General features: G+C 67.0%; 19 protein-coding genes and 1 pseudogene. 11 read left to right on the top strand and 9 right to left on the bottom strand.

Going from position 1 to position 23,527, the window contains the following annotated elements; genetic code table 11:
• Nucleotides 1-23 precede the first annotated feature (23 nt).
• Both N6H05_RS09365 and N6H05_RS09360 read right to left on the bottom strand, forming a co-directional pair.
• Complete coding sequence (locus N6H05_RS09365) at nucleotides 24-1,436, bottom strand: sensor histidine kinase (RefSeq protein WP_284113613.1); 1,413 nt, start codon at nucleotides 1,434-1,436, stop codon at nucleotides 24-26.
• Entirely contained in the window at nucleotides 1,426-2,079 is a 654-nt protein-coding gene (locus N6H05_RS09360; RefSeq protein ID WP_004208051.1) for a response regulator, read from the bottom strand. The genes N6H05_RS09365 and N6H05_RS09360 overlap by 11 nt, the downstream gene beginning before the upstream one ends.
• Nucleotides 2,080-2,185: 106 nt before the next feature.
• Here N6H05_RS09360 and N6H05_RS09355 point away from each other — a divergent pair, with 106 nt between their 5' ends.
• From N6H05_RS09355 to N6H05_RS09340, 4 genes and pseudogenes are all read left to right on the top strand, one after another.
• The gene (locus N6H05_RS09355) at nucleotides 2,186-3,259 is read left to right on the top strand and encodes an ABC transporter substrate-binding protein (protein ID WP_284113612.1); all 1,074 of its coding nucleotides are present in this window, start codon (nucleotides 2,186-2,188) and stop codon (nucleotides 3,257-3,259) included.
• 2 nt (nucleotides 3,260-3,261) lie between these two features.
• On the top strand, nucleotides 3,262-4,752 hold the full coding sequence (locus N6H05_RS09350) for an OprO/OprP family phosphate-selective porin (protein WP_284113611.1): 1,491 nt from the start codon (nucleotides 3,262-3,264) through the stop codon (nucleotides 4,750-4,752).
• A gap of 34 nt (nucleotides 4,753-4,786) precedes the next feature.
• Nucleotides 4,787-6,088, top strand: coding sequence for a CitMHS family transporter (locus N6H05_RS09345; RefSeq protein ID WP_284113610.1), 1,302 nt, complete (start codon nucleotides 4,787-4,789; stop codon nucleotides 6,086-6,088).
• Nucleotides 6,089-6,092: 4 nt separating this feature from the next.
• Nucleotides 6,093-7,136: pseudogene (locus N6H05_RS09340) on the top strand (AbrB family transcriptional regulator).
• 161 nt (nucleotides 7,137-7,297) lie between these two features.
• On the opposite strand, the gene N6H05_RS09335 reads toward N6H05_RS09340, so the two are convergent.
• Together N6H05_RS09335 and N6H05_RS09330 are read right to left on the bottom strand one after the other, a co-directional pair.
• The gene (locus N6H05_RS09335) at nucleotides 7,298-7,951 is read right to left on the bottom strand and encodes a TerC family protein (protein ID WP_284113609.1); all 654 of its coding nucleotides are present in this window, start codon (nucleotides 7,949-7,951) and stop codon (nucleotides 7,298-7,300) included.
• 117 nt (nucleotides 7,952-8,068) lie between these two features.
• Complete coding sequence (locus N6H05_RS09330; protein WP_284113607.1) at nucleotides 8,069-8,719, bottom strand: DedA family protein; 651 nt, start codon at nucleotides 8,717-8,719, stop codon at nucleotides 8,069-8,071.
• Nucleotides 8,720-8,920: 201 nt separating this feature from the next.
• Between N6H05_RS09330 and N6H05_RS09325 the strand changes: the two genes are divergently transcribed.
• Complete coding sequence (locus tag N6H05_RS09325; protein WP_284113606.1) at nucleotides 8,921-9,967, top strand: NADP(H)-dependent aldo-keto reductase; 1,047 nt, start codon at nucleotides 8,921-8,923, stop codon at nucleotides 9,965-9,967.
• 18 nt (nucleotides 9,968-9,985) lie between these two features.
• Here the strand turns inward: N6H05_RS09325 and N6H05_RS09320 are convergent, their stop codons facing one another.
• On the bottom strand, nucleotides 9,986-11,326 hold the full coding sequence (locus N6H05_RS09320) for a sensor histidine kinase (RefSeq protein ID WP_284113602.1): 1,341 nt from the start codon (nucleotides 11,324-11,326) through the stop codon (nucleotides 9,986-9,988).
• On the bottom strand, nucleotides 11,316-12,725 hold the full coding sequence (locus tag N6H05_RS09315) for a sigma-54-dependent transcriptional regulator (RefSeq protein ID WP_284113601.1): 1,410 nt from the start codon (nucleotides 12,723-12,725) through the stop codon (nucleotides 11,316-11,318). The genes N6H05_RS09320 and N6H05_RS09315 overlap by 11 nt, the downstream gene beginning before the upstream one ends.
• 184 nt (nucleotides 12,726-12,909) lie before the next feature.
• Between N6H05_RS09315 and N6H05_RS09310 the strand changes: the two genes are divergently transcribed.
• From N6H05_RS09310 to N6H05_RS09295, 4 genes are read left to right on the top strand one after another with little or no spacing between them, the layout of a single operon-like run.
• Nucleotides 12,910-13,110 carry a hypothetical protein gene (locus N6H05_RS09310; protein WP_004208062.1) on the top strand — a complete coding sequence of 67 codons (201 nt, stop codon included), beginning with the start codon at nucleotides 12,910-12,912 and terminating at the stop codon, nucleotides 13,108-13,110.
• A 52-nt stretch (nucleotides 13,111-13,162) separates the two neighbouring features.
• Nucleotides 13,163-14,479 (top strand): efflux RND transporter periplasmic adaptor subunit, encoded by a 1,317-nt coding sequence (locus N6H05_RS09305; RefSeq protein WP_284113600.1) that lies wholly within the window; start codon nucleotides 13,163-13,165, stop codon nucleotides 14,477-14,479.
• 11 nt (nucleotides 14,480-14,490) lie between these two features.
• Complete coding sequence (locus N6H05_RS09300; protein ID WP_284113599.1) at nucleotides 14,491-15,183, top strand: ABC transporter ATP-binding protein; 693 nt, start codon at nucleotides 14,491-14,493, stop codon at nucleotides 15,181-15,183.
• 24 nt (nucleotides 15,184-15,207) lie between these two features.
• Entirely contained in the window at nucleotides 15,208-17,712 is a 2,505-nt protein-coding gene (locus N6H05_RS09295; protein WP_284113598.1) for an FtsX-like permease family protein, read from the top strand.
• 63 nt (nucleotides 17,713-17,775) lie between these two features.
• Here the strand turns inward: N6H05_RS09295 and N6H05_RS09290 are convergent, their stop codons facing one another.
• Together N6H05_RS09290 and N6H05_RS09285 are read right to left on the bottom strand one after the other, a co-directional pair.
• Nucleotides 17,776-18,219 (bottom strand): pseudoazurin, encoded by a 444-nt coding sequence (locus tag N6H05_RS09290; RefSeq protein WP_017501382.1) that lies wholly within the window; start codon nucleotides 18,217-18,219, stop codon nucleotides 17,776-17,778.
• An 88-nt stretch (nucleotides 18,220-18,307) separates the two neighbouring features.
• Entirely contained in the window at nucleotides 18,308-18,850 is a 543-nt protein-coding gene (locus N6H05_RS09285; RefSeq protein ID WP_284113597.1) for a rhodanese-like domain-containing protein, read from the bottom strand.
• An 84-nt stretch (nucleotides 18,851-18,934) separates the two neighbouring features.
• Here N6H05_RS09285 and N6H05_RS09280 point away from each other — a divergent pair, with 84 nt between their 5' ends.
• Nucleotides 18,935-19,771 (top strand): quinoprotein dehydrogenase-associated SoxYZ-like carrier, encoded by an 837-nt coding sequence (locus N6H05_RS09280; protein ID WP_284113596.1) that lies wholly within the window; start codon nucleotides 18,935-18,937, stop codon nucleotides 19,769-19,771.
• On the top strand, nucleotides 19,768-20,721 hold the full coding sequence (locus N6H05_RS09275; protein ID WP_284113595.1) for a quinoprotein relay system zinc metallohydrolase 1: 954 nt from the start codon (nucleotides 19,768-19,770) through the stop codon (nucleotides 20,719-20,721). Before N6H05_RS09280 ends, N6H05_RS09275 begins: the two co-directional genes overlap by 4 nt.
• A 400-nt stretch (nucleotides 20,722-21,121) precedes the next feature.
• Here the strand turns inward: N6H05_RS09275 and N6H05_RS09270 are convergent, their stop codons facing one another.
• Complete coding sequence (locus N6H05_RS09270) at nucleotides 21,122-23,452, bottom strand: TonB-dependent receptor (RefSeq protein ID WP_284113594.1); 2,331 nt, start codon at nucleotides 23,450-23,452, stop codon at nucleotides 21,122-21,124.
• Nucleotides 23,453-23,527 lie beyond the last annotated feature (75 nt).

Here is a 23,527-nt window from a genome sequence, read left to right as displayed (position 1 = left end):
CGGCGCACAAGTGGGCAGAAGCGCTAAACCCCGCCATCCTCCCCCCGTCGCGGAAAGCGCACGCGGATATGCGTGCCCGCGCCACCCTCGACAATCCCCACCTGCGCGCCCATGCGCGACGCGGCAGACTGGACGATGGCAAGGCCCAGCCCCGTCCCCTCCGGCGCGCTCGCGCCGCCCACGCGGAAGAAGCGCTCGAACACCTTGTCGCGATGCTCCACCGCAATGCCGGGACCGTCGTCGCTGACCGTCATCAGGGTCGCGTCCTCGCCCTGCGCCAGCGCGATCGTCACCGTACCGCCGGGTCGGTTATAGCGGATGCCATTGTCGACCAGATTGGCCAATATCTCGAACACCAACGTGCGATGCGCCTCGACGCGATAGCTTTCCGCGTCCGATGCCTCCAGATTGAGTTCGACCTGCGCCTGGATCGCCTGGTTGATCAGCCGGTTGACCACCACCGCGCTCACTTCCTTCAGGTCCACCGTCTCCAGCGGCGGCGATGCCCCCGCCTCCTCGGCCCGCGCTAGCGCCAGCAACTGCGTTACCAGCCGCTCCAGCCGCTGCGCCGCATCGGCAATCTCGTCGAACGCCTCGCGCGATCCCCGGCGCGCCAGTTCTATCTGCACCTTCAGCACCGAAATCGGCGTGCGCATCTGGTGCGAGGCATCGGCGGTAAAGCGGCGCACGCCCCCCGTGGCCTGATCCAGCTGACGCAGCAGCCGGTTGAACGCCCGCGCCAATGGCCGCAATTCGCTCGGCAGCGGCCCCGCATCCAGCGCCGAGAAATCCGGCCGCGCATCACCATCTCGCGCCTCGACCGCGCGCCGCAGCCGCAGCAACGGCCGCAGGCTCCAGCCCAGCGCCGGTCGCAGCAGCAGGATCGCCACCCCCACCAGCGTCAGTTCGCCGATCAGCAGCGCGATCATCAGCCGGTGCATCAGCGCCCGCCGGTTATCCAGCGTCTCGGCCACCTGCACGATCACCGGGTCGGCGATCCGCGGCAGGCTGCGCTTCACCTCGCCGATGCGGATGTCCTGCCCGCGATACCGGGCAAAGCGGAACCGCGGCTGGTCGACCGGCATGGTCTGCGGGTCGGGCGCGGGCAGATCGGCATAGCCGGTCAGCAAAGTGCCGCCCACCGCGATCCGGTAATAGACATTGTCCCGCTCGCTATTCTCCAGCATGCCGAAGGCGGCCGGCGGCAGGTCCAGCGTCACCTCGCCCCGTTCCACCTGCACGGTTTCGGCGATCGCGCCTAGGGCGCCGCCCAGCACCCGGTCGTTGGTCCGGCGGACCACGTCGGAAATCAGCGTCGCGCCGCCCACGCCGATGATCGCCGCCGCGCCCAGCATCGGCCCCAGCATTGCCGCCAGCAGGCGGGTGCGCAGGGCAATGGCCCGCCCCTCGCCCGATGGCCGTCCCTCATTGGGCATCGAGCATATAGCCCACGCCGCGCACCGTGCGGATGCCCGGCCCGTCGGGCGCCAGCTTGCCGCGCAGCCGGGTCACATGCACCTCGATCGCATTGCTGCCGACCGGCTCGTCAAAGCCGAACACCTCGCCGATCAGCAATTCGCGCGGCACCACCTGCCCGGCCCTGGTCGCCAGCGACTCGAGCACCGCCAGTTCGCGCCGGCGCAGGTCCAGCGCCCGTCCGGCGACATCGGCGGCACCGGTCGATCGATTGATGGTCAGCGGCCCGACCGTGATTTCCGGGGTCGGATCGCCGCCCCGCCGCCGCCCCAGCGCCCGCACCCGCGCCTCCAGTTCCTGCGGCTCGAAGGGCTTGCGCAGATAATCGTCGGCGCCCAGGTCCAGCCCCCGCACCCGGTCGTCCAGCGCATCGCGCGCGGTCAGCATCAGCACCGGCACTTTCTCGCCGCGCCGGCGCAATTCCGCCAACACGGTGAAGCCGTCGATATCGGGCAGGCCCACGTCCAGTATCACCAACGCATAGGGTTCTCCGCCCACCACTGCCAGCGCATCCTCGCCGGTCGCGACATGGTCCACCGCATGCCCCCCCGCCCGCAGCAGGGCTGCAATGCTGCGCGCCAGTGCGGCGTCATCCTCGATCATCAAAATCCGAATAGGGCACCCGATGCTGAAAGGTTGATGACAGCTTGGCTTCGTAACTGACCCTCCTAATCCGGCAGAAGAACGGAACATGTGAGGAGCAGGGTCGATGCGAAGGGTTATTCAGATAGTGGCGGCGCTGGCAAGCCTGTCCGTCACCAGCGCGACAGCGGTAGCGCAAAGGCCGACCGGCTATCCGCGTTCCTATGACGATCTGATCGGCGATGCCCGTGCCGAACGGCAGGTCATCGTCTATGCCAATGCCGACACGTCGGAAATGGCACCGGTCATCCTGGCGTTCCAGCGCCGCTATCCCGGCGTCACCGTCAGCTATTCCGACCTCGGATCGAACGAGATGTTCCGCCGCTTCTCGACCGAGGCGCGCAACGGCCGGATGTCGGCCGACCTGGTCTGGTCGTCGGCGATGGACCAGCAGGTCAAGCTCATCAACGACGGCTTTGCCCAGGCCTATGCCAGCCCGGAAAAGCCCGCTCTGCCCGCCAATGCGGTGTGGAAGAATATGGGCTTTGGCGTCACCGCAGAGCCGATCGCCTATGTCTACAACAAGAAGGCGATTGCCAATCCGCCGCGCAGCCATGCCGCGCTGGAGGCGATGCTGCGCAAGGATCGCAAGGCGCTGACCGGCAAGGTCGCGACCTTCGATCCCGCCCGATCGAACACCGGCTATCTCTATCTGACACAGGATTATGCCATCACCCGCGACACCGGCTCGCTGGTCGAGGCGATGGCGGCGACCCGGCCGCAACTGCACATCACCACCGAACCGATGCTGCGCGGCGTGGCCGAGGGCAAATTCTCGATCGCCTATAATGTGATCGGCTCCTACGCGCAGGAACGCGCCCGCCGCGACCCGCGCATCGGCGTCGTCTTTCCCGAAGATTATACCATCGTGATGTCGCGCATCGCCTTCATCGCGCGCGAGGCGCGACATCCCGCCGCGGCCAAGCTGTTCCTCGACTTCCTCCTCTCGCGCGAAGGGCAATCGCTGCTCGCGCAACATAGCCTCTGGCCGGTGCGGACCGACATCAACGGCCGCCACCTGCCCGCTGCCCAGGCCCGCTCGATCCGCGTCGGCCCGCAGCTTCTCGTCAATCTCGACCGCCTCACGCGCCAGCGCTTCCTGCGCGAATGGCAGGCGGCCCTTATTTCCGGAGCCCGATAAGCATGTCCCATATGATGTTGCGCGGCGGTTGCGCCGCGCTGGCGCTGATCGTCGCCACCCCCGCCCTCGCCCAGACGCCCAGCGCCGACGAACTGGCCGCCCTGGTAAAGGCCCAGGCCGCCGAGATCGCCTCGCTCAAGGCCCGGCTCGACAAGATCGAGGGGCAACAGGCCGCTGCCCAGGCCGCAACGCCCCCCGCCCCCCAACAACCCGCGCCGCAAATGGCACAGCAGGACGCGACCCCGCCGCTGGTCGTTACCCCCTTCGCGCCGCAGATCGTGCCGCCCGGCCCGGCCGATATCGACGTGGCACAGGCCCGCGCTGTCGCCGCCAACCCGTCCGGCGTCACCACCGAATGGGGTGCCGGCCTGCCCGTCTTCCGCTCGGCCGACGGCGTCTTCACCTACAAGCCGCGCGGCCGCATCCTGGTCGATGTCAGCTCAACCGGCGGCTCCAAATATGGCGGTCGCAACACGACCACCACCGGCATGCGCGCCTTGCGCCTGGGCCTGGAAGGCGGCGTCGGCCCGCATTTCTTCTACCAGTTCGAAACCGACTTTTCCGAAAATGAAGTCGATATCGTCACCGCCTTCCTGGGCTATCGCTCCAAAATCAGCAGCAAGGTCGATTTCGACGTGCGCGCCGGCCACCTGTTCAACGACCGTGCGTTCGAAGGCAGCACCGGTTCCGACTCCACCCCCTTCCTGGAACGCAGCGCAGTATCGACCGCGATCATTCCGCAGCGCGGCTTCTATGGCATCGGCATCATGGGCCGCATGTTCGGCCCCAATTGGCACGCATCGGTCAGCGTGACCGGCGACCGGGTCGATGGCGAGCAGGCGACCAACGACAGCCGCACCTTCGGCGCGCGCGCGCACTGGAACCCGATCAAGACCGATCGCTCGCTGTTGCATGTCGGCGGCTGGTTCTTCGACGAGGCGCTGTCTTCGGCCGCCACCACCCTGACCCGCAGCACCGTGATGGGCGGCCGCTTCAATGGCGCGGTCCGGGTATCGACCGGTGAACTGCTCGGCGGCAAGTCGACCACCGGCTATGGCGCGGAACTGGGCGGCTATGTCGGCGGCCTGTGGGTGATGGGCGAAGCCGGTCGCCGCATCGCCCGGCTCGATGGCGGACGCCCCGATTTCGAGAGCAAGGCGTGGAGCCTGTCGAGCGGCCTGTTCCTGACCGGCGAACTGCCGCCCTACAACCCGCGCCTCGGCAGCTTCGGCCAGCCCAATGTACTCGACCCCGTGCTGGACGGCGGCCTCGGCGCGATCGAGCTGACCGCCCGCTACGAAAATCTTGATTATACCGACCTGGTGCTGGGCGGCGACGGCTGGGCCGCGACGCTGGGCGTCAACTGGTATCTCAACAGCTTCACCCGGATCCAGCTCAACGGCATCCAGTGGCACACCAACAATCGCGCCGGCACCTACACGGGCAGCGATGACGGCCAGACCGTCAGCGCCCGTGTCGGCGTGACCTTCTGATCCTCCTTCCTCCAGCCCCCTCAAGGACGCAGCGATGAACCTTGCCCTGCTCGGCTTCCTGATGGTCGCCACCTTCATGACGCTGATCATGACCAAAAAGATGACTCCGCTGGTCGCGCTGATCGTCATCCCCTCGCTGTTCGGCGTCATCGCCGGCCAGGCTGCCGGCCTTGGCGACATGATGATCGATGGCATCAAGAATCTGGCGCCGACCGGCGTCATGCTGCTGTTCGCCATCCTCTTCTTCTCGACCATGACCGACACCGGCCTGTTCGACCCGCTGGTCGGTCGACTGGTGAAGCTGGTGCATGGCGATCCGCTGCTCATCCTGCTCGGAACCGTCGTGCTCTGCGCGGTCGTCAGCCTCGACGGCGACGGTTCCACCACCTACATCATCACCATCGCCGCGCTGCTCCCCCTCTACAAACGGTTCGACATGAACCGGCTCTATCTCGTCTGCCTGCTGATGGTGACGAGCGGGATCATGAACCTGACCCCGTGGGGCGGGCCAACCGCCCGCGCCGCCAGTGCGCTTAAGCTGGACCCGGCCACCCTGTTCCTGCCGCTCATCCCCGGCATGATCGGCGGCCTCGCCTTCCTGCTCGGCCTCGCCTTCTGGTTCGGCGTCAAGGAACGCCGTCGCCTGGGCAAGGTCCATGCTCACCAGTCCGCCGCCCCGTCGGACCTGGGCGTATCGCAATATCCCGAAGCCCGCCGGCCGCATTTGCGCTGGTTCAACGGCCTGCTGGTGGTGGCGCTGCTGGTGCTGCTGGTCTGGGGCGTGCTGCCGCTCTCGGTGCTGATGATGATCGCCTTCGCCATCGCCATGATTGTCAACTATCCCGGCGTCGCCCAGCAGAAGGAACGGATCGCCGCCCATGCCGGCAATGTGCTGGCGGTCGTCTCGCTCATCTTCGCCGCCGGCATCTTCACCGGCATCCTTGGCGGCACCGGCATGGTGGAGGCGATGAGCAAGGAAGTCGTCGGCGTCATCCCGCCAGCGCTTGGCCCCTATATGGCGCCGATCACCGCCCTGCTCTCCATGCCCTTCACCTTCTTCCTCTCCAACGACGCCTTCTACTTCGGCATGCTCCCGATCCTGGCCGAAGCCGGGGCCCATTATGGCGTCGAACCGATGGCGATCGCCCGCGCCTCGCTGATGGGCCAGCCGGTCCATCTGCTCAGCCCGCTGGTCCCCTCCACCTATCTGCTGGTCAGCCTGGCGGGCGTGGACCTGGCCGATCATCAGCGCTTCACCCTGCTGCCCGCCGCCGCCGTCGGCATCGTCATGACTTTGGTCGGCATGATCGCTATGGCCTTCCCCTTTGTCGCCTAGGGGATTGGGCGCTCTCCTCCGCTTCCTGGCGGCGCTCGCCGTCGGGGCGGCCGGCGGCGCGCTTTTCTGGTCGATCCATGCGCCACTGCCCTGGGTGCTCGGATCGATGGCGGCCTGCGCGGTCGCCAGCGTCGCCGGTTTGCCGATTCAGGCCTCCGCCGCCACCCGCCGCCCGATGGCGGCGGTGATCGGCGTGGTGCTGGGCAGCAGCTTTGGCCCGCACCTGTTGCCGCAGGCGCGCGACTGGATCATCCCGCTTGCCGCTCTGCCCTTCTTCCTCGCCACCGCCGCGCTGCTGTGCGTCACCTATTTCCGCAAGGTCGCGAAGTTCGATCCGGCCACCGCCTATTTCGCCGGCATGCCCGGCGGCATTGCCGAGATGGTGGTGATGGGCGCGGAGCGGGGCGCCGACGAACGCGCCATCGGCCTGATCCATGGCGCGCGCATCTTCCTCGTCGTCTTCATCCTCCCTTTCCTGATCCGGCTCGACCATGCGCCGGTCGCGGCCAGCGCCATCACCCCGGTGACCGGCGATGTCGCCAGTTGGTCGCTGCTCTTCTGGGGGCTGGGCTGCGCGCTCCTGGGCCTGCTGATCGGCCGGCTGCTGCGCCTGCCCGCCTGGCATCTGGTCGGGCCGCTGGCGGTCAGCGCTGCCGTGCATATGAGCGGCCTCGCCGATTTCCGCATTCCCGGCTGGGCACTGGCCGCGGCACAGATCGGCCTTGGCGCCACCATGGGCTGCCGCTTCGTTGGCCTGACATTGAAGGAATTGCTGCGCATATTAGCGCTGGCGGCGGGGTCGACGGCGATCCTGCTGGCCGTCACCTTTGCCTAGGCGGCGGGGATCGGCACGCTTGCCGGGGTCGATCCGGTGCTGCTGACGCTCGCTTATTCGCCAGGCGGCCTCGCCGAAATGAGCATGGTCGCGCTCAGCCTGGCGCTGGAGCCGGGCGTCGTCGTCATCCACCATCTGACCCGCGTCATCCTGGTGCTGATCGGCGCGCCGCTCGGCTTTGCCGGGATGGGGCGGAAGAACGGGGTCGACTGATCGGCCCCGCGCTTTCTGAGAAATGCGCCTCTGGCGTATCCGCACCGGCCCGCACCCCCACCCGACCGCCCAGACATGGTATCCTGATGGGAGGTCGGGTGGGGGCGCGGGCGGGTGCCGCATCGAAAATGCGCGCTCCCGCGCATTTTCCAAACCAGCTCTCAGAACAAGGTGATGAGGCCCGTGGTCGGGTCGATCGCCCCTTCATAGATCATCTTGCCGGCGACATAGAGGATCACGATCAGGCCGAAATAGGCAATCGCGCGATAGCGTTCGATCACGCGGGCCAGCAGGTTCGCCGCCACGCCCATCAGCGCCACCGACAGGACTAGGCCGATCACCAGGATGCCGGGATGCTCCCGCGCCGCCCCGGCCACCGCCAGCACATTGTCCAGGCTCATGCTGACGTCGGCGATAGCGACCGCCCAGGCCGCCTGGGCAAAGCCCTTGGGCGCGGCCTTGCCTGCCATATGCTCGGCATCTTCCGGTTCGCCATGCGCGCGCAGTTCACGCCACATCTTCCAGCCGACCCAGACCAGCAGCAGGCCACCGGCAAAGACCAGGCCGACAAGCTGCATCAGCTGCGTCACCAGCAGGGCAAAGGCGATGCGCAGCACCAGCGCGGCGATCACGCCGATTGCAATCACCTTGCGCCGCGACGCAGGCGGCAGGCCGGCCGCCAGCGCGCCGACGACGATCGCATTGTCCGCCGCCAGCATGATGTCGATCAGCACCACCTGGCCAAAGGCGGCCAGCGCGGATGGAGAGCCGAGATTGGAAAAATCGGCGACTATGTGAGTCCAGATGTCGTTCATAAATCCTCTCGCCGTCCCGCAAGGCAACGACGTGAAGAACATCACCGCCGCAGCGAACAGCCTATTGGGTGTGAATTGGGCCGCCGCCGATTAGCGAAGCAGCCTGTCATCAACCTTTCAGCCGCGTTGTGCGGACATGGTGCGATGCCGCTGGCGCGGCTTGTTGAAGAAACGGATCGCCAGCCACCCCAGCAGCAGCGGCACCAGGCACAGGCCCAGCGCCATCATGGCGAAATGCTCGGCCTCGAAATCGAAATGGGTCAGACGGCCGCCGGCCAGATAGCCGGGCAGCAGCAGCGCCGGCACCCACAGCAGGGCGGACAGGATATTGGCGATCTGGAACGGGCCATGCGGCATTTTCACCACGCCCGCGACCACCGGCACGGTCGAACGGACCGGTCCCAGGAAGCGGCCGAGCAGCACCGAGATGAAGCCATAGCGGCGAAAGAAGAGCCGCGCCCGCGCAAAGGCCAGCCGATGCCCGCGCAGCCAGCGATGGCGATAGATGGCCGGCCCGACCGAGCGCCCCAGCGTATAGGATGCCCAGTCGCCCAGGATCGCGCCGAACACGGCGCAGGCAAACACCGGCGCCGGATCGACCAGCCCCGCCCCGATCAGCCCACCGACCGCGATCATGGTCGCGATCGCCGGCACGAACAGCCCGATCACCACCAGCGATTCGAAAAAGGCCAGCACGCCGATGATCGGCCCGCTCCACCAGCCATAGCGGGTAATCATGTCCAGGATGAGATCAGACAGGTCAGACATGCTCGATCAACGCACCAACAGGGAAGGAGTCGCAACCTAGGGCGATCCGATGAGCCTTTGGTTAACCGATGGACGAGCTGTTTCCTGTCTGCGGCCGGACGGATGCTGTCAATGATAGTTTCTCAACCGATCCCGCCATGGCTTTGCATTTCCCGACAAACGGCTAGAAACCAGTCGCTTGCCACGAAAGGGCCATGACATATGGAATATCGCACGCTCGGTCGCACCGACCTCTGGGTCAGCCTGATCTGCCTTGGCACCATGACCTGGGGATCGCAGAACAGCGAAGCCGAAGCGCACGCCCAGCTCGACTATGCGATCGGCCAGGGCGTCAATTTCATCGACACCGCCGAAATGTATCCGGTCACTCCGGTCAGCCGCGACACCCAGGGCCTGACCGAATCCTATATCGGCAGCTGGATCGCCGGACGAAAGAAGCGCGACGACATCATCCTGGCGACCAAGGTGGCCGGCCCCGCGCGCGATCCCTCGCGCGGCATCCGCACCGCGGACCGGCTCGATCGCCGGAACATCGAACAGGCGATCGACGACAGCCTGCGCCGGTTGCAGACCGACTATATCGATCTCTACCAGGTCCACTGGCCCGACCGGCCGGTTCCCTCCTTCGGCGTGCGCGGCCTGTCCGCCCTGGCCGACCGGCCCGACACCGTGCCGATCGAGGAAACGCTCGATGCCCTTGCCGATCTGGTGAAGGCGGGCAAAATCCGCCATGTCGGCGTGTCGAACGAAACCCCCTGGGGCGTCAGCGAATATCTGCGCCTGGCGCGGGACCAGGGCCTGCCCCGCATCGCGTCGATCCAGAACGCCTATAATCTGCTCAACCGCGTGTTCGAAATCGGCCTGTCCGAATTTGCCCTGCGTGAAGATGTCGGCCTGCTCGCCTATTCGCCGCTCGCCGGCGGCAATCTGACCGGCAAATATCTGGGCGGCGTGATCGCGCCCGGCACCCGCCGCGACGTCGCGCGCCAGTTCGTCCGCTACGACCTGCCCGGCCAGGCGCCGGCCGCCGCCCGCTATGTCGCGATCGCCCATGCCCATGGCCTTGATCCCGCACAGCTCGCGCTCGCCTATGTCAACAGCCGCCGGTTCGTCACTGCGACGATCATCGGCGCGACCTCGCTGGACCAGCTCAGGACCGACATCGACAGCGTCAACCTGACGCTCAGCGCCGATGCCATCGCCGCGATCGAGGCGGTCCATCGCGACCTGCCCGATCCCTGCCCCTGAGCGGCGCCGGCCGCCGCGCTACAGCGTCAGCCGGAACAGCGCGCCGCCCGACGGCGCGCTGTCGATCTCGATCGTGCCGTCATGCGCCAGCAGCACCTGCCGGCCAAGGCTCAGGCCAATGCCGCTGCCGGTCTTCTTGGTGGTAAAGAAGGGCAGGAAAATGTCGTGGCGCAGCGCCTCGGGCACGCCGGGGCCGTTGTCCGCCACCTCGATCCGGGTGCGCCCGGCGCTGATCGCGGCGATGCTGAGCGACACTTCGGGCCGGTCGCGATGGCATTCGGCCGCATCCGCCGCATTGCGCAGTAGGTTGATGACAACCTGCGCCAACAGGTCGGGATCGGCATCGATGCGATGGTCCGCCGGGCTGACCCGCACATCCAGATGCACGCTCGCGCGATCGGCATCGGCCGCAAACAGCTTGGCCAGTTCATCGGCAAAGGGCCGCGCCGCGAACAGCCGGCGGTCGACCAGCGGCGGGCGCGTGATGGTGCGATAGGTTTCGACGAAATGCATCACCCCGTCGGCGCGTCGGGCCAGCGTATCGACGGCGGCACGGGCATCGGCGATCAGCGGATCACCGCCATCGTCCGCCTGCGCCATCAGGTCCGACGCGGTGCGGGCGAGCGAGGTCACCGGCGTCATCGAATTCATGATCTCATGCGTCAGCACGCGGATAAGGTCGCTCTGCGCCGCCACCTCGACCGCATTCAGGGCCTGCTGGATCACCTGCACCGCAATCACCCGCGTCGCCCCGCCCAGCCGGGTCAGGCTGGCGCAACGGATCAGCACGCGCTGCGGCCCGATATCGGTCTCGATCAACATGGTCTGGCTGCGCCCGGGCTCCAGCGCCGTCAGCGTCGCGGCAAAATGGCCGCCATAGGGGGCATAATCGTCCGGCCGCACCCCGGCATGGCGGTTGAACAGCTTACGCGCAGCCTTGTTCACCGGTTCGATCCGGCCATCGGGCGCGATCGTCAGCAGCGCGGCGGGCGCGTCATCGGCCAGCGCCTCGTAGAAGCGCGAAGCCTCCTGCAACCTTACCCGATCGTCGCGCAGCTCGCGGATGCCGCGATCGAGCGCCGCGCCCAGCTGGTCGAAGCCGCTGTCCGATCCCGGCCGGGCAAAGCGCGCCTGCAGGTCGCCAAACTCGATCGCCTCGACAAAGCGGGCCAGCTCGAAATTGGCGCGGCGCACATGATGCCATAGCGCCATCGCGCTGACCGCCGCGCCGATCGCGCACAGGATACGCACAGCGCCCAGGTCCGGCGTCATCAGCGCCCAGGCGAGCGCCGCCAGGCAGGCCATGACCATGACGAGCCGCAGCGCCAGGCCGATCGAGAAGCGCCGATCAAAGCCCATGTTTTTCCATGCGGCGATAGAGGGAGGCGCGGGTCAGGCCCAGTTCGGCGGCGGCGCTGGAGATATTATAGCCATGCTTCATCAGCGCGGTCTCGACCAGCCGCCGCTCGACCCGTTCCAGATTCATGTCGTCGGGTGGTGGCGGCGCCTCCACCACGGCCGCCCGGTCGATCCGGACCGGCTCCGGACTGCCATGGCTGCGCAGCGGGATATCCTCGATGCCAAAGGGCGCGTCCCCGGCCAGGATCACCGCCCGCTCGATCGCATGGCGCAGCGCGCGGACATTGCCCGGCCAGTCATAGGCGACCAGCGCCGCCATCAGCTCGGGCGCAATCGGATGCACCGGCCGGGCATATTTGCGGGCATAGAGCGCGTGATAATGGGCGATCAACGCCGGAATATCCTCGCGCCGCTCGCGCAGCGGCGGCAGCACTATCTCGACCGTATTGAGCCGAAACAGCAGATCCTGGCGGAACCGCCCCTCGTCCGCGATCTGCCCGGCACTCAGGTTGGTGGCGGCGATCACCCTGATGTCCACCGGCACCGGCTTGTTGGCGCCCACCGGCGTCACCTTGCGCTGCTCCAGCGCTGTCAGCAGCTTGGGCTGCAGGTGCAGCGGCAGATTGCCAATCTCGTCCAGGAACAATGTGCCACCATCGGCCGCCTGCAATCGCCCGATCCGGTCGGCCCGCGCATCGGTGAAGGCGCCCTTCACATGCCCGAACAATTCGGAATCGATCACGCTTTCGGCCACCGCGCCCAGGTCGACCGGCAGCATGATCCGATCGGCCCGGCGCGATCGGCGATGCAGTTCGCGCGCGACCAGTTCCTTGCCCGTGCCATTCTCGCCCATGATCAGCACATTGGCGTCGGTCGGCGCGGCACGGTCGATCAGTTGCTGCACCCGCGCCATCGCCGGTGATGTGCCGAGCAGCGGCGTCTCCCCCGCTGGCGCGGCCGCGATCATCGCCACCTTGTCCTTCTGCGCCACCGCCTTGCGCGATGCGCGCAGCGCTGCGGCCGTGCGCACCGTCGCCAGCAGCCGCTCGTTCGACCAGGGCTTGGTCACGAAATCGGTCGCACCGCGCTTCATCGCCTCGATCGCGACCTGCACGCCGGCATGGGCGGTAATCATCACGATCACCGCCTGCGGATCGCGCGCCAGGAAACGGCCCAGCCATTCGAACCCCTCCGCCGCATTGGTCGCCCCGCGCGAGAAATTGGCGTCGAGCAGGAACGCTTCGGGGGTCAGGCCGGCGGTCGCGGCAAAGGCGGATTCGGGGTCGCGAAAGGTCAGCACCTCGCCAAAGATCGCGCGCAGCAACAGGCGCGCGGCCAGCAATATGTCGTCATCATCATCGATGACGACGCACAGCTCGAATGGCTTCTCCTGTGTCATCCGCCCCTCTGTCATCCGTTCGCTCCCGTACAGCGCCTGTCCGGAACCGTGCAATCAATATCCGTGCCAGACCCGTCACGGCCCGGATTCTGTCCCGCACATGCCTGCAAAAAGGCAACTGGCACGCCGCTTGCGAAGCATCGGGCTAAGGGCGTGCGCGCCCATGTCCAGATGGAGACTGACAATGTATCGCCGGCCCGGCTCCTCGCTGTCAAAACCGCTTTCGATCCTGCTCGGCATCGCCGCCACCCTGCTGGTGATGGCCGCGCCGCAGGCCGCTTCCCGGCCGTTCGGCTGCGAAGCGCCACGCCAGATGGCGGCCGAGGCCGGGCATCTCCGCTGCCCCGCCCGCGCCGGCACCGGCTGCAAGCCCTTCCTCGCCTGATGTTCGGTATCGGACAAGCAATGTTCGGAATCGGACAATGGAGCCGCCGCGCATGAGCGTCGTCAGCATGCCCAGCGAAACGCCGCGGACCGCCGCGCCGAGCAGTGGCGGCGCGATGGACCGGGTCGTGGCGCGCAAGACCCTGCCGCTGCGCGCGAAGATCGCACTGGGCGCCGCCGGCGCGATCGCGCTGCTCGGCACCGCCTGGTATTATATGCCCAGCAGCAACAGCCAGACCCTGCCGGCCGACCGCATCGTCGTCTCCACCGTCAGCCAGGGCCGGTTCGACGATTTCCTGCCGCTGCGCGCCCGCGTCACCCCGCTCATCACCGTCTATCTCGACGCGATCGAGGGCGGCCGGGTCGAAGAGGTGCTGGTCGAGGATGGCGCCACCGTCCAGAAGGGCCAGTTGCTCGCCCGCCTGTCCAACGCCGAACTGCAACTGTCGGTCCTCGCCCGCCAGACCGAAGTGACGCAGCAGCTCAATTCCATGCGCAGCCAGGAACTGGCGCTGTCGCAGAACCGGCTCACCAACAATCGCGCCATGCTGGAGGCCGATCTCGACCTCAAAAAGGCGCAGCGCCAATATGAGCGGGAAGCGCCGCTGGCCGCACGCGGCTTCGTCGCCGGCCGGACCTTTGCCGACACGCGCGACGACCTCAGCTATCAGCGCGATCGCCGGGCCGTCCTCGCCCGCACCCAGCAGACCGACGAGCGGCTCCAGACCAGCCAGCTCGCCCAGTTGCGCGCCTCGGCCGAAACCCTCCAGTCCAGCCTCGGCGTCGCCCGCGCCAGCCTGGAGGCGCTCAACCTGCGCGCGCCGGTCGCCGGCACCGTCTCCGCCTTCTCGATCCAGGTCGGCCAGTCGATGGCGCGCGGCGAGCGGCTCGGCCAGATCGACAGCCCCGGCCGCAACAAGCTGGTCGCCGGGATCGACGAATTCTATCTGCCCCGCGTCCAGCTTGGCCAGACCGCGACGGTCGACTGGAACGGCAAGAGCTACCGGATGAAGGTCGCGAAAATCTATCCGACCGTGCGCAACGGCCAGTTCGAGATCGACCTGCAATTCCTCGACGGCGAACCGCCCCAGATCCAGCGCGGCCAGACGCTCCAGGCCAAGCTGACGCTGGGCGATCCGGTGCGCGCGCGCCTCATCCCAAATGGCAGTTTCTACAATGACACCGGCGGCAGCTGGGTGTTCGTGGTGACGCCCGACGGCGGCGAGGCGGTGAAGCGCGCCGTGCGCCTGGGCCGGCGCAACGCCGACTATATCGAGATTCTCGACGGGCTGGAGCCCGGCGAGCAGGTGCTCACATCCCCCTATACCGGGTTTGCCGACAAGGATCGGCTGGTCCTCGAAAAGAAGTGAAAGGCAAAGACATGACCCAAGCGTTGCTCAGCCTGCGTGAACTCAGCCGCGTCTATCGCACCGACATGGTCGAAACCACCGCGCTCGACGCAATCGACCTCGACATCTTCCAGGGCGAATTTGTCGCGATCATGGGCCCGTCGGGCTGCGGCAAGTCGACCCTGCTGAACATGATCGGCATGCTCGACAGCCCGTCGACCGGCTCCTACCGCTTTGGCGACACCGAGATTGCGGGCCTGCCCGAACCCAGGCTGGCGGGCATCCGCAAGACCCATCTGGGCTTCATCTTCCAGAGCTTCAACCTGATCGACGAGTTGAGCGTGGCCGAGAATATCGAACTCGCCCTGCTCTATCACGCCATGCCCGCCGCCGAGCGCAAGGCGAAGGTGGAGGCGGTGATGGACCGGGTCGGCATCGCCCATCGCGCCCGCCACCGCCCCAGCCAGCTGTCGGGCGGCCAGCAGCAGCGCGTCGCCGTCGCCCGCGCGCTGGTATCCGAACCGCGCCTGATCCTGGCCGACGAACCGACCGGCAATCTCGACACCAGCCATGGCGAGGAAGTGATGAAAATGCTCCAGACGCTCAACGCCGAAGGATCGACCATCGTCATGGTCACCCACTCGCCCGCCCATGCCGACTATGCCAGCCGCGTCGTCCACATGCTGGACGGCCGCATCCTGCAGGAACGGCGCCGCGCCGCCTGATAGCCCAAGACGGAGAGACTTCCCATGTGGCGCAATTATCTGACGGTCGGCCTGCGGTCGCTGCTCAAGAGCCGCACCTATGCGGCGATCAACATATTGGGGCTGGCGACCGGCATGGCGGCCTGCCTCATCATCCTGCTGTTCGTCCGCAATGAACTGACCTTCGACGCCTGGATGCCGCAGGCGGACCGGACCTTCCAGTTCCAGACCTATTATACCGATCCGCATGGCGGCCGCGAAAACAACCTGCAGATGGCGCCCTATGTCGCGCAGGCGGCGCTGCGGAAGGATTTCCCGCAGATCGCGGCGTCCGTCCATCTGCTTTCGGCCGGGCCGGTCGCGCTGCGCAAAGGCGTCGCGACCGAAGTGGACGAGATGAAATTCGTCGACGGCCCGGTGTTCGACGTGCTCGACCTGCCGCTGGTGAAGGGCGATCCGCGCACCGCGCTGGCCAAGCCCGGCGACATGGTGCTGACCGACAGCGAGGCGAAGCGCCGCTTCGGCAGCGAAGACCCGATGGGCCAGACGCTGACACTCATCTCGCGCGGCATCTCGACCGACTATCGCGTCAATGGCGTGCTCAAGGATCTGCCCAAGGCCTCGCACCTCAAGCTCACCATGCTCGCCCGCTATGATCCGCCCAGCTACTGGGCGCAGACGCCCGATTTCCTCAGCCAATATGGCTGGCAGTCGGGCTGGATCTATGTCCGGCTGAAGCCCGGCGCCGACGTCAAGGCGATCAACGCCCAGCTGCCGCAATGGGAAAAGCGCAACATCCCCGACCAGTTTTTCGGCGGCCGTCGCTTCAACCAGGGCGACGACATGAACTTCGCCCTGGTCAATGTCCGCGACGTCCATCTCGGCCGGGCCCAGAACGGATCGATGACGCCGGGCAATGATCGCGGCTCGATCATCACCTTCGCCATCGTCGCGCTGCTCATCCTGGGCATGGCCTGCGTCAATTTCGTCAATCTCGCCACCGCCCGCGCCAGCCAGCGCGCGCGGGAAGTTGCGCTGCGCAAGGTGCTGGGCGCCAATCGCCGCCAGCTGGTGCTGCAATTCATCGGCGAATCCATCCTGGTCTCGGCGGTGGCGATGCTGGTCGCGCTGGCGCTGACCGAATTGCTGCTGCCGCTGGTCAGCCGCTTCCTCGACGCGGACCTCAGCCTCCATTATTTCGGCAGCGGCGGCCTCATCCTGCCGATCATCGGCCTGGTGCTGCTGGTCGGCGTGGCCGGCGGCGCCTATCCCGCCTTCTACCTGTCCCGCTTCCAGCCCGCCCGCGTGCTCAAGGCCAACAAGTCGGCCGCCGATGCGGAAGGATCGGGCCGGCTGCGCAGCGCACTGGTCGTCGCCCAGTTCGCCGTGTCGATCGGCCTCATCATCTGCACGGCGGTGGTCTATGCCCAGACCCTCTACGCCCGCAATTCCGATCCCGGCTACAAGCGCGAGGGGCTGATCCAGATTTCGGGCATCAGCCGCCGCCAGCTCGACCCGGTGCTCGACACGATGGTGCGGGAAATCGAGAAGGTCGACGGCGTGACCTCGGTCGGCCGCACCAATATCGGCATCAGCACCACCAACAACACCAATAGCGGTATCCTCGTGCCCGGCCGTGAAGAGCCGATCAGCATGGGCATCTATCAGGTCGACACCAAATTCTTCGACACGATGGGCATCAAGCTGCTTGCCGGTCGGAGCTTCGACATCAACCGGCCGATCGACGACATCACCCGTCCCTTCCCGGAGGTTCCGGAGGCCGAGCGGGCCTTTGCCGCGCGCGGCGCCAATACCGTGGTCAACGAACTGGCGGTCAAGCGCTTGGGATTTGCCTCACCGCAGGACGCGATCGGCAAGCAGGTGCGCGGCGGCCTGGTGCGCGACGAATTTGGCGGCAGCGTGCCCATCACCATCATCGGCGTCGTCCAGGATTCGCGCTTCCGCTCGATCCGCGATCCGATGGACCCGATCTTCTTCCTCTTCGATCGCGACAATCATAACGAAATGCTGATCCGCTATCATGGCAATCCGGCGACGGTGCTGGCGCGGATCGAAAGCGTGTGGAAGCGGCTCGCCCCCGAAGTGCCCTTCACCGCCCGGTTCAGCGACGACATCGTGCGCGAAGTCTATCATGCCGAGGAAGCACGGGCGCAGGCCTTCGCCGCCTTCGCCCTGCTGGCGGTGATCGTCGGCTGCCTTGGCCTGTTCGGCCTCTCCGCCTTCACCGCACAGCGCCGGACCAAGGAAATCGGCATCCGCAAGGTGCTGGGCGCCAGCACGGGGAAGATCGTGCAACTGCTGGTCTGGCAGTTCACTCGCCCGGTGCTGATCGCCAACCTCATCGCTTGGCCGGTCGCCTGGTGGGTGATGCGCGACTGGCTCAACGGCTTCGACTCCCGCATCGCGCTGACGCCCCTGCCCTTCCTGCTGGCGGGCGGGCTGGCGCTACTGATCGCGATCCTGACCATTGGCGCGCACAGCTTCCGCGTCGCGCGCACCAACCCGATCCACGCACTCCGCTACGAATGACAGGAAACAGGCCGGCCATCCTGGTGGATGACCGGCCTGCCTGCTTGCGGGATTGGCCCGCGCTTATTTCACCTGGGCAAGCGCTGCATTCATCCGCTTGGCGGCGAAGGGCGGCAGCTTGACCGCCTTGGCCGCCGTCACATCGGCCGCCGTCGGCTTGCCCACCTGCACCAGCGCCACCATTCCCATCGAATAATGAGGCATGCACTTGATGCCATAGAGGCCCGGCTTGCTGACGGTCAGCACCGCCTCCTTGTTCATCGCCCCCTTCATCGGGGTCGCGCCGGCCGGCAACATGGTGGAGATGGTCTCGGCATTATGGCTGGGGTCGGTCGGCTGGAAATGGATCACGTCGCCCGGCGCCGCCTTCACGAAGGACGGCTCGAACACCATCGCGCCATCGGCGCCCTTGTTCTTCATATGGACGGTGATGTCCTTGGCCGCGGCCGGCATCGCACTGGCCATGGCCAGGCCGCCGATGATCGCCAGCGCCGAACGATGAAGCATTTACTCTCTCCCGAAAATCAATGGTTTAAACTACCCCGTTAGCGTGCAACATGCCCAAAAACGGGGGCCAGACAATTGACCTTTGGTCCTATCGGCCCGCCGGCCGGACGGGGCTCAGATCGCGCCCCAGGTCGCGCCAGCCATCGGTCCCCTCGGCCAGCCACCAGATATTGCGATAGCCCAGCGCCCGCAGCCGTCGCGCCGCATTCCAGCCCATCCAGCAATCCGCGCGGCAGAAGGTGACGATCATCCGGTTGCGCTTCCCCCCGGTCAGCCGCGCAACCCCGCGCGCGAACCAGTCGGCGATATCCGGCATCGGCGCGCCCCGCCCGCTTTCGGGAAACCAGTGGGCGCCGGGGATGCTCTCATGCAGCTGCGCCAGCTGCCAGCGTCCGTCCGCCGCGCGATGGCCGCCCTCGGCCGGCAGCACGTCGATCAGGATCATGTCGACATCCGGCCGCAGCCCGGCGATCGCGGCCGGCGCGATCCTGCCCACCCCCTCGGGCGGGCGATGCACCGGCCCACGATAATGGGCAATGCGATAGCCCTCCGCATCGAACAGCCCCGCCTCCTGCGCCTGCGTCACGCCAGGCACCAGCAGCAGCGCCATCAGCCCGATCCTCGCCCGCATCCGCTTCTCTCCCAGGCCGCACGACCCAAGGTGCAATGGTAGCCGGTTCTTCCCGGCGCTAGGCATGGACTTTGGGAGAAGAGGATGAACAGGCGCAAGACCCTGACAGCCATGGCCATGTCCTGCCTGCTGGCGATCGGCAGCATCGCGCCTGCCCGCGCGCCCTATCCCGCCGATCCGCTGCACTCGCCGATGTGGACCGCCCATGCGCAGACCATCTTCGGCGACGATCCGGTCCGGTTCGATCCGCGCGTGAAGGTCGATTATCCGCAGATCGCGGAAAATCAGCGCAGCTTCCCGGTCTCGCTCGACGCCCGCGGCCTCGGTCCGGGCCTCGGTCCGGTCAGGCGCATGCTGATCCTGGCCGATCTCAATCCCATCCCGATCGCCATCGATTATCGCCCCGAGGGTGCCGAACCCTATGTCGCCACCCGCATCAAGCTCGACCAGCGCACCCCGGTGCGCGGCGCGGTGCAACTGGCGGACGGCCAATGGCTGGTCAGCGGCGGCTGGGTCGATGCCGCGGGCGGCGGCTGCTCGGCTCCGCCGGTCAGCCGGGTGAAGGGCGATTGGGCCCAGCATCTGGGCGAAATGCGGGGCGAAGCCTGGCCGATGGCCGATGGCGCCAGCCGGCTGCGCGTTACCTTCCGCCATCCGATGGACACCGGCTTCGTCGCCAATATCCCGACCTATCATATCGAACAGATGCGCGTGACCGGCCCCGACGGGCGACTGCTCGGCGAGATGGAGATATGGGCCGCCGTCGCCGAAGACCCCGCCATCACCCTGATGCCCCGCGCCCATCCCGGCGACACGCTCTCCATCGCCGCGCGCGACACCAATGGCCGCGCCTATCTCGCCAAGGTGACGGTCGCCCGCCAGTCCCCCCTGCCCGGTGCCACGGGCGCGACCGGCCGATGATGCTCAGCCGCCGACAGGCGCTGGTCGGCATGACCGGCGCCCTCCCGCTGCTGACCGGGGCCGCAACCGATGACTATCGCATCGATCCCCAGCCGGTCGCCGACGGCCTGTGGATGATCCATGGCGCCGACGAACCGATGCTCTTCGCCAATGGCGGGGCGATCGCCAATATCGTGATCATCGCCACCCCGACCGGCACGCTGCTGGTCGATGCTGGCCCCTCGATCCGCTATGGCCACATGCTCAGGAAAGTGGCGGAGACGCTGACCGGCCAGCCGGTCGTGCGAGTCTATGTCACCCATCTCCATCCCGACCACGGCATGGGCATCGCTGCCTTCGATCCCGCCATCGTCGCCGCCCTGCCCGGTACCATCACCGACATGGAACGGGACGGACGCGGCTTTTCAGATGCTCTCTATCGCCTGCTGGGTGACTGGATGCGCGGCACCGACCTTGCCCTGCCGGGCCGGCGGATCGACCAGCCGGCGGAGGATTTCGGCGGCCGCCGCCTGCAACTGCTGCCACTCGCCGGCCACAGCAATGCCGATCTCGCCTTGTTGGACGAACGCACCGGCACGCTGATCGCCGGCGACCTGCTCTTCCTCGACCGCGCACCCAGCACCCCGACCGCAAACCTTGGCCGCTGGCGCGAAAGTCTGGATGCGCTCGCCAGATTGCCGCACAAGGCGGCCATCCCCGGCCATGGCCCGTTCGATCCCGGCGGCACCCGCGCCATCGCCCAGACCCGCGACTGGCTCGACTGGCTCGACGCAACGCTGCGCACCGCCGTGCGGTCCGGCCTCGACATGGTGGAGGCCGGCACCCTCCCCATCCCCGACCGCTTCGCCACCATGGCGGCCGCCCGCTACGAACTCCAGCGCAGCGTCTCGCACCTCTATCCCGCGCTGGAAGCGGAACTTCTGCCCAGGGTGGACCTGCCGGAGGGGTAAAAAGTCGAACTGGATGGCTTTCTGTCACGCCCCTCCCGCAAGCGGGAGGGGCGGCGCGACTTGCGCGCGCAGCGCGTTAGTCGCAGCGGGGTGGACAACCGGCCGTCCCGCTGTCCTACACACTGCTTTTCTGATCTATCCTCTACGATGCGACGGCGACTGAGCCTGCCAGCCCACCCGACGCGTGCCGCACGCCTATACGGCGCGCGCCTGTTGCGTCACGATAGCGCAACAGGCGCAAGGGCGACGCGCTTCAATGCCCCACTCCCCGCCACCCTCGGCGCGGGACAGGCGCGTTACCGACACGTCGCAGGTGCGCGACAGGCGCAAACAGCCCCGATAGGCCGTTTACACTGTGAACTTCGGCAGACGCGCGCCCGATCGCGGGCGCCGCCATGCTTCAGAATGACGCCTTCACCCCGGCATACCAGCGGCGCGGCGCCCCCGCGCCATAGGCTCTCGGATCGCTCGCACCCGGCGCCTCGTCCAGTTCGATCTCATCCACCTCGGTAAAGGTGCCGAAGGTCGCATAATGGCGGTCGAACAGGTTGCGGACCTCGCCGAACAGGGTGACGCCGGGGATGATGTCGATGCCGGCGCGGATATTGGCGATCAGATAACCCGGCACCTTGGCATTCTGGTTCGCCTCGTCGCCGACCAGATATTGGCCCGACCGGGCGATCAGGTCGCCACCGACCGACCAACGGCGCTGGCCGCCCAAGGTGCCAGCATAATCCAGCGTCAAGGTGGCGCTATGACGCGGGATGCCGGGCAGGCGATCGCCCTTGCCAACATCGATCGTGCCGTCGTCATTCGCTTCGGGGTTGGCCGGGCTGCTCAGCTCCAGCGCGCTGCGATAGGTCGCATCGGTGAAGGCATAGCTCAGGCCCGCACTGAAACCGCCCCGCGCCGCCTTGACCGACGCTTCGACGCCCTGGCGCCGGGTCTTGCCGATATTCTGGAAATAGGCCCGGCCGCGAATGTCCGACGCGATATATTGGATGTCGTCATGATTGCCGGTGCGATAGGCGGAAACCAGCCAGTCGGCGGTCCATCCCCCGACGGCGAAGCGGCCCGAACCGCCCGCCTCCCAGCTTTTCGCCACCACCTGCTTGAGCGGCGGATCGGCGATGAAGAAATTGGTGAGGCTGCACGGCGCATTCTCGTCGGCGCAGGACAGTTCGGCCGGGGTCGGCGCGCGGTTGGTCTCGGCATAGCCGGCCCGCAGCGACAGCCCGTCCGAAACCCGATAGTCCAGTTCCGCGCCGGGATTGAGTCGCTGGAACCGATGCCGCCCGTTCAGCGCCGTGCCGATCTGGTCGACCAGTTCGATCCGCGCATGGTTCCAGCGCAGCCCCAGTTCCGCCGTCAGCCCCGGCGCCAGCGGCAGCCGGTCCTGCACGAAGACGCCCCAATAATCGGTATGGGCGACCAGCCCGACCGGCGCGATCGCACCGTCCGGCTGGACGATGATCGATCCCAGCCCCTCGACGCTGCGCTCCTCCGTCATCGCGCCCAGTTCGGTCGCTGTGTCGAACCGGGTGCGGCTCGTGTCGTAACTCATGCCGATCGCAAAATGATTGGTGCCGCCCATCAGCGCGCGATCATCGATCAGTTGCACCAGCGCACCCATCGCATCGGTCCGCGTCCGCCCCCGGTTGAGCACACCATAGCCCTCGCCGCCCAGGCTATCGGCAATGGCATTGCCGTTCGCATCGGTCAGGACCGACTGCACCTCATCGTCATCATCGCCCCCCACCGTCTCCAGGCACAGCAGACCGGCCGCCTCTTCCTCCTCGCACCCCTCGATATCGGCAGCATCGCCATTGACCGTGCGCAAGGTCAGCCGCTGGGCATAGAGCGTCCCTTCGATCCGGGTCGTGTCGGACAGCGCGACCCAGGGGTGCAGGCTGATCCGGCCATAGCTGCTGCGACTATTGTCGGGCCAGGTGAAGACGGCGCGCCGGTCCGCCGCCAGCAGCTCGACCGGCGACACGCCATTGCCGGTCAGGTCGGTCTTTGCCCCGACCAGCTTCATGTGCAGCCCGCCCTTCTCGGTATCGAAGCCAAGGTCGGCATAGCCATTATAGAGATGCGAAGGGCTATGATCGCGCCAGCCATCGTCATGGCTATATTGGAAGGCGCCGAATGCGCTGAAATTGCCGCGCGCAAAGCCGCCGGCGATGCTCGCCTCGGCATAGCCGAAACGGCCGCCGGTCGCGCTCGCCTCCAGCCCCGGATCGCTGCGCCCGTCCTTCGTCTCCAGCAGGATCGCCCCGCCCAGCGCATTAAGGCCATAGACCGGGCTGGCGTCGAGCAGGCTCAGCTTGCGGATCGCCGCCTCGGGGATCAGGTCGAACTGGACCGTATCGCCGAACGGCTGGTTGAAACGGGCGCCGTCCATATAGACGGCCAGCCCCTGCGCCTGCCCCTGCAGCGGCGAGGCGACAAAGCCGCGATAGAGAAGATTGGGCTGCCAGGGATTATTCTGCGCGTCCTGCAGCGTGATGGCGGCAATATTGCGGGTCAGTGCGCCGAGCAGATCGGGCGTGCCGCCGACGCCGATATCCCGGCCGGAGATGGACAGCGCATCATCGACATCGATCGCCCCGCCCGGCGCCGTGACGATGATCGTCTGTGCGGGCCCAGCCTCCAGTTCCTCGGCCTGCGCCAATGCCGGCATCAGCGCCACGCCCGCCAGACCCGCGCAAAGCCAGCCCCTGCCCCGCATATTCCTCTCCCATCTCTGTTTATGGAAAGAACGCTAGGGAGGGCTGGCCATCGCCTCCATTATACCTTGGGTCGC

The organism is Sphingobium sp. WTD-1 (assembly GCF_030128825.1).
Taxonomy (GTDB): Bacteria; Pseudomonadota; Alphaproteobacteria; order Sphingomonadales; family Sphingomonadaceae; genus Sphingobium.
Note: the sequence above shows the minus strand (reverse complement) of the source record. Positions and strands in the feature narration are given on the sequence as shown.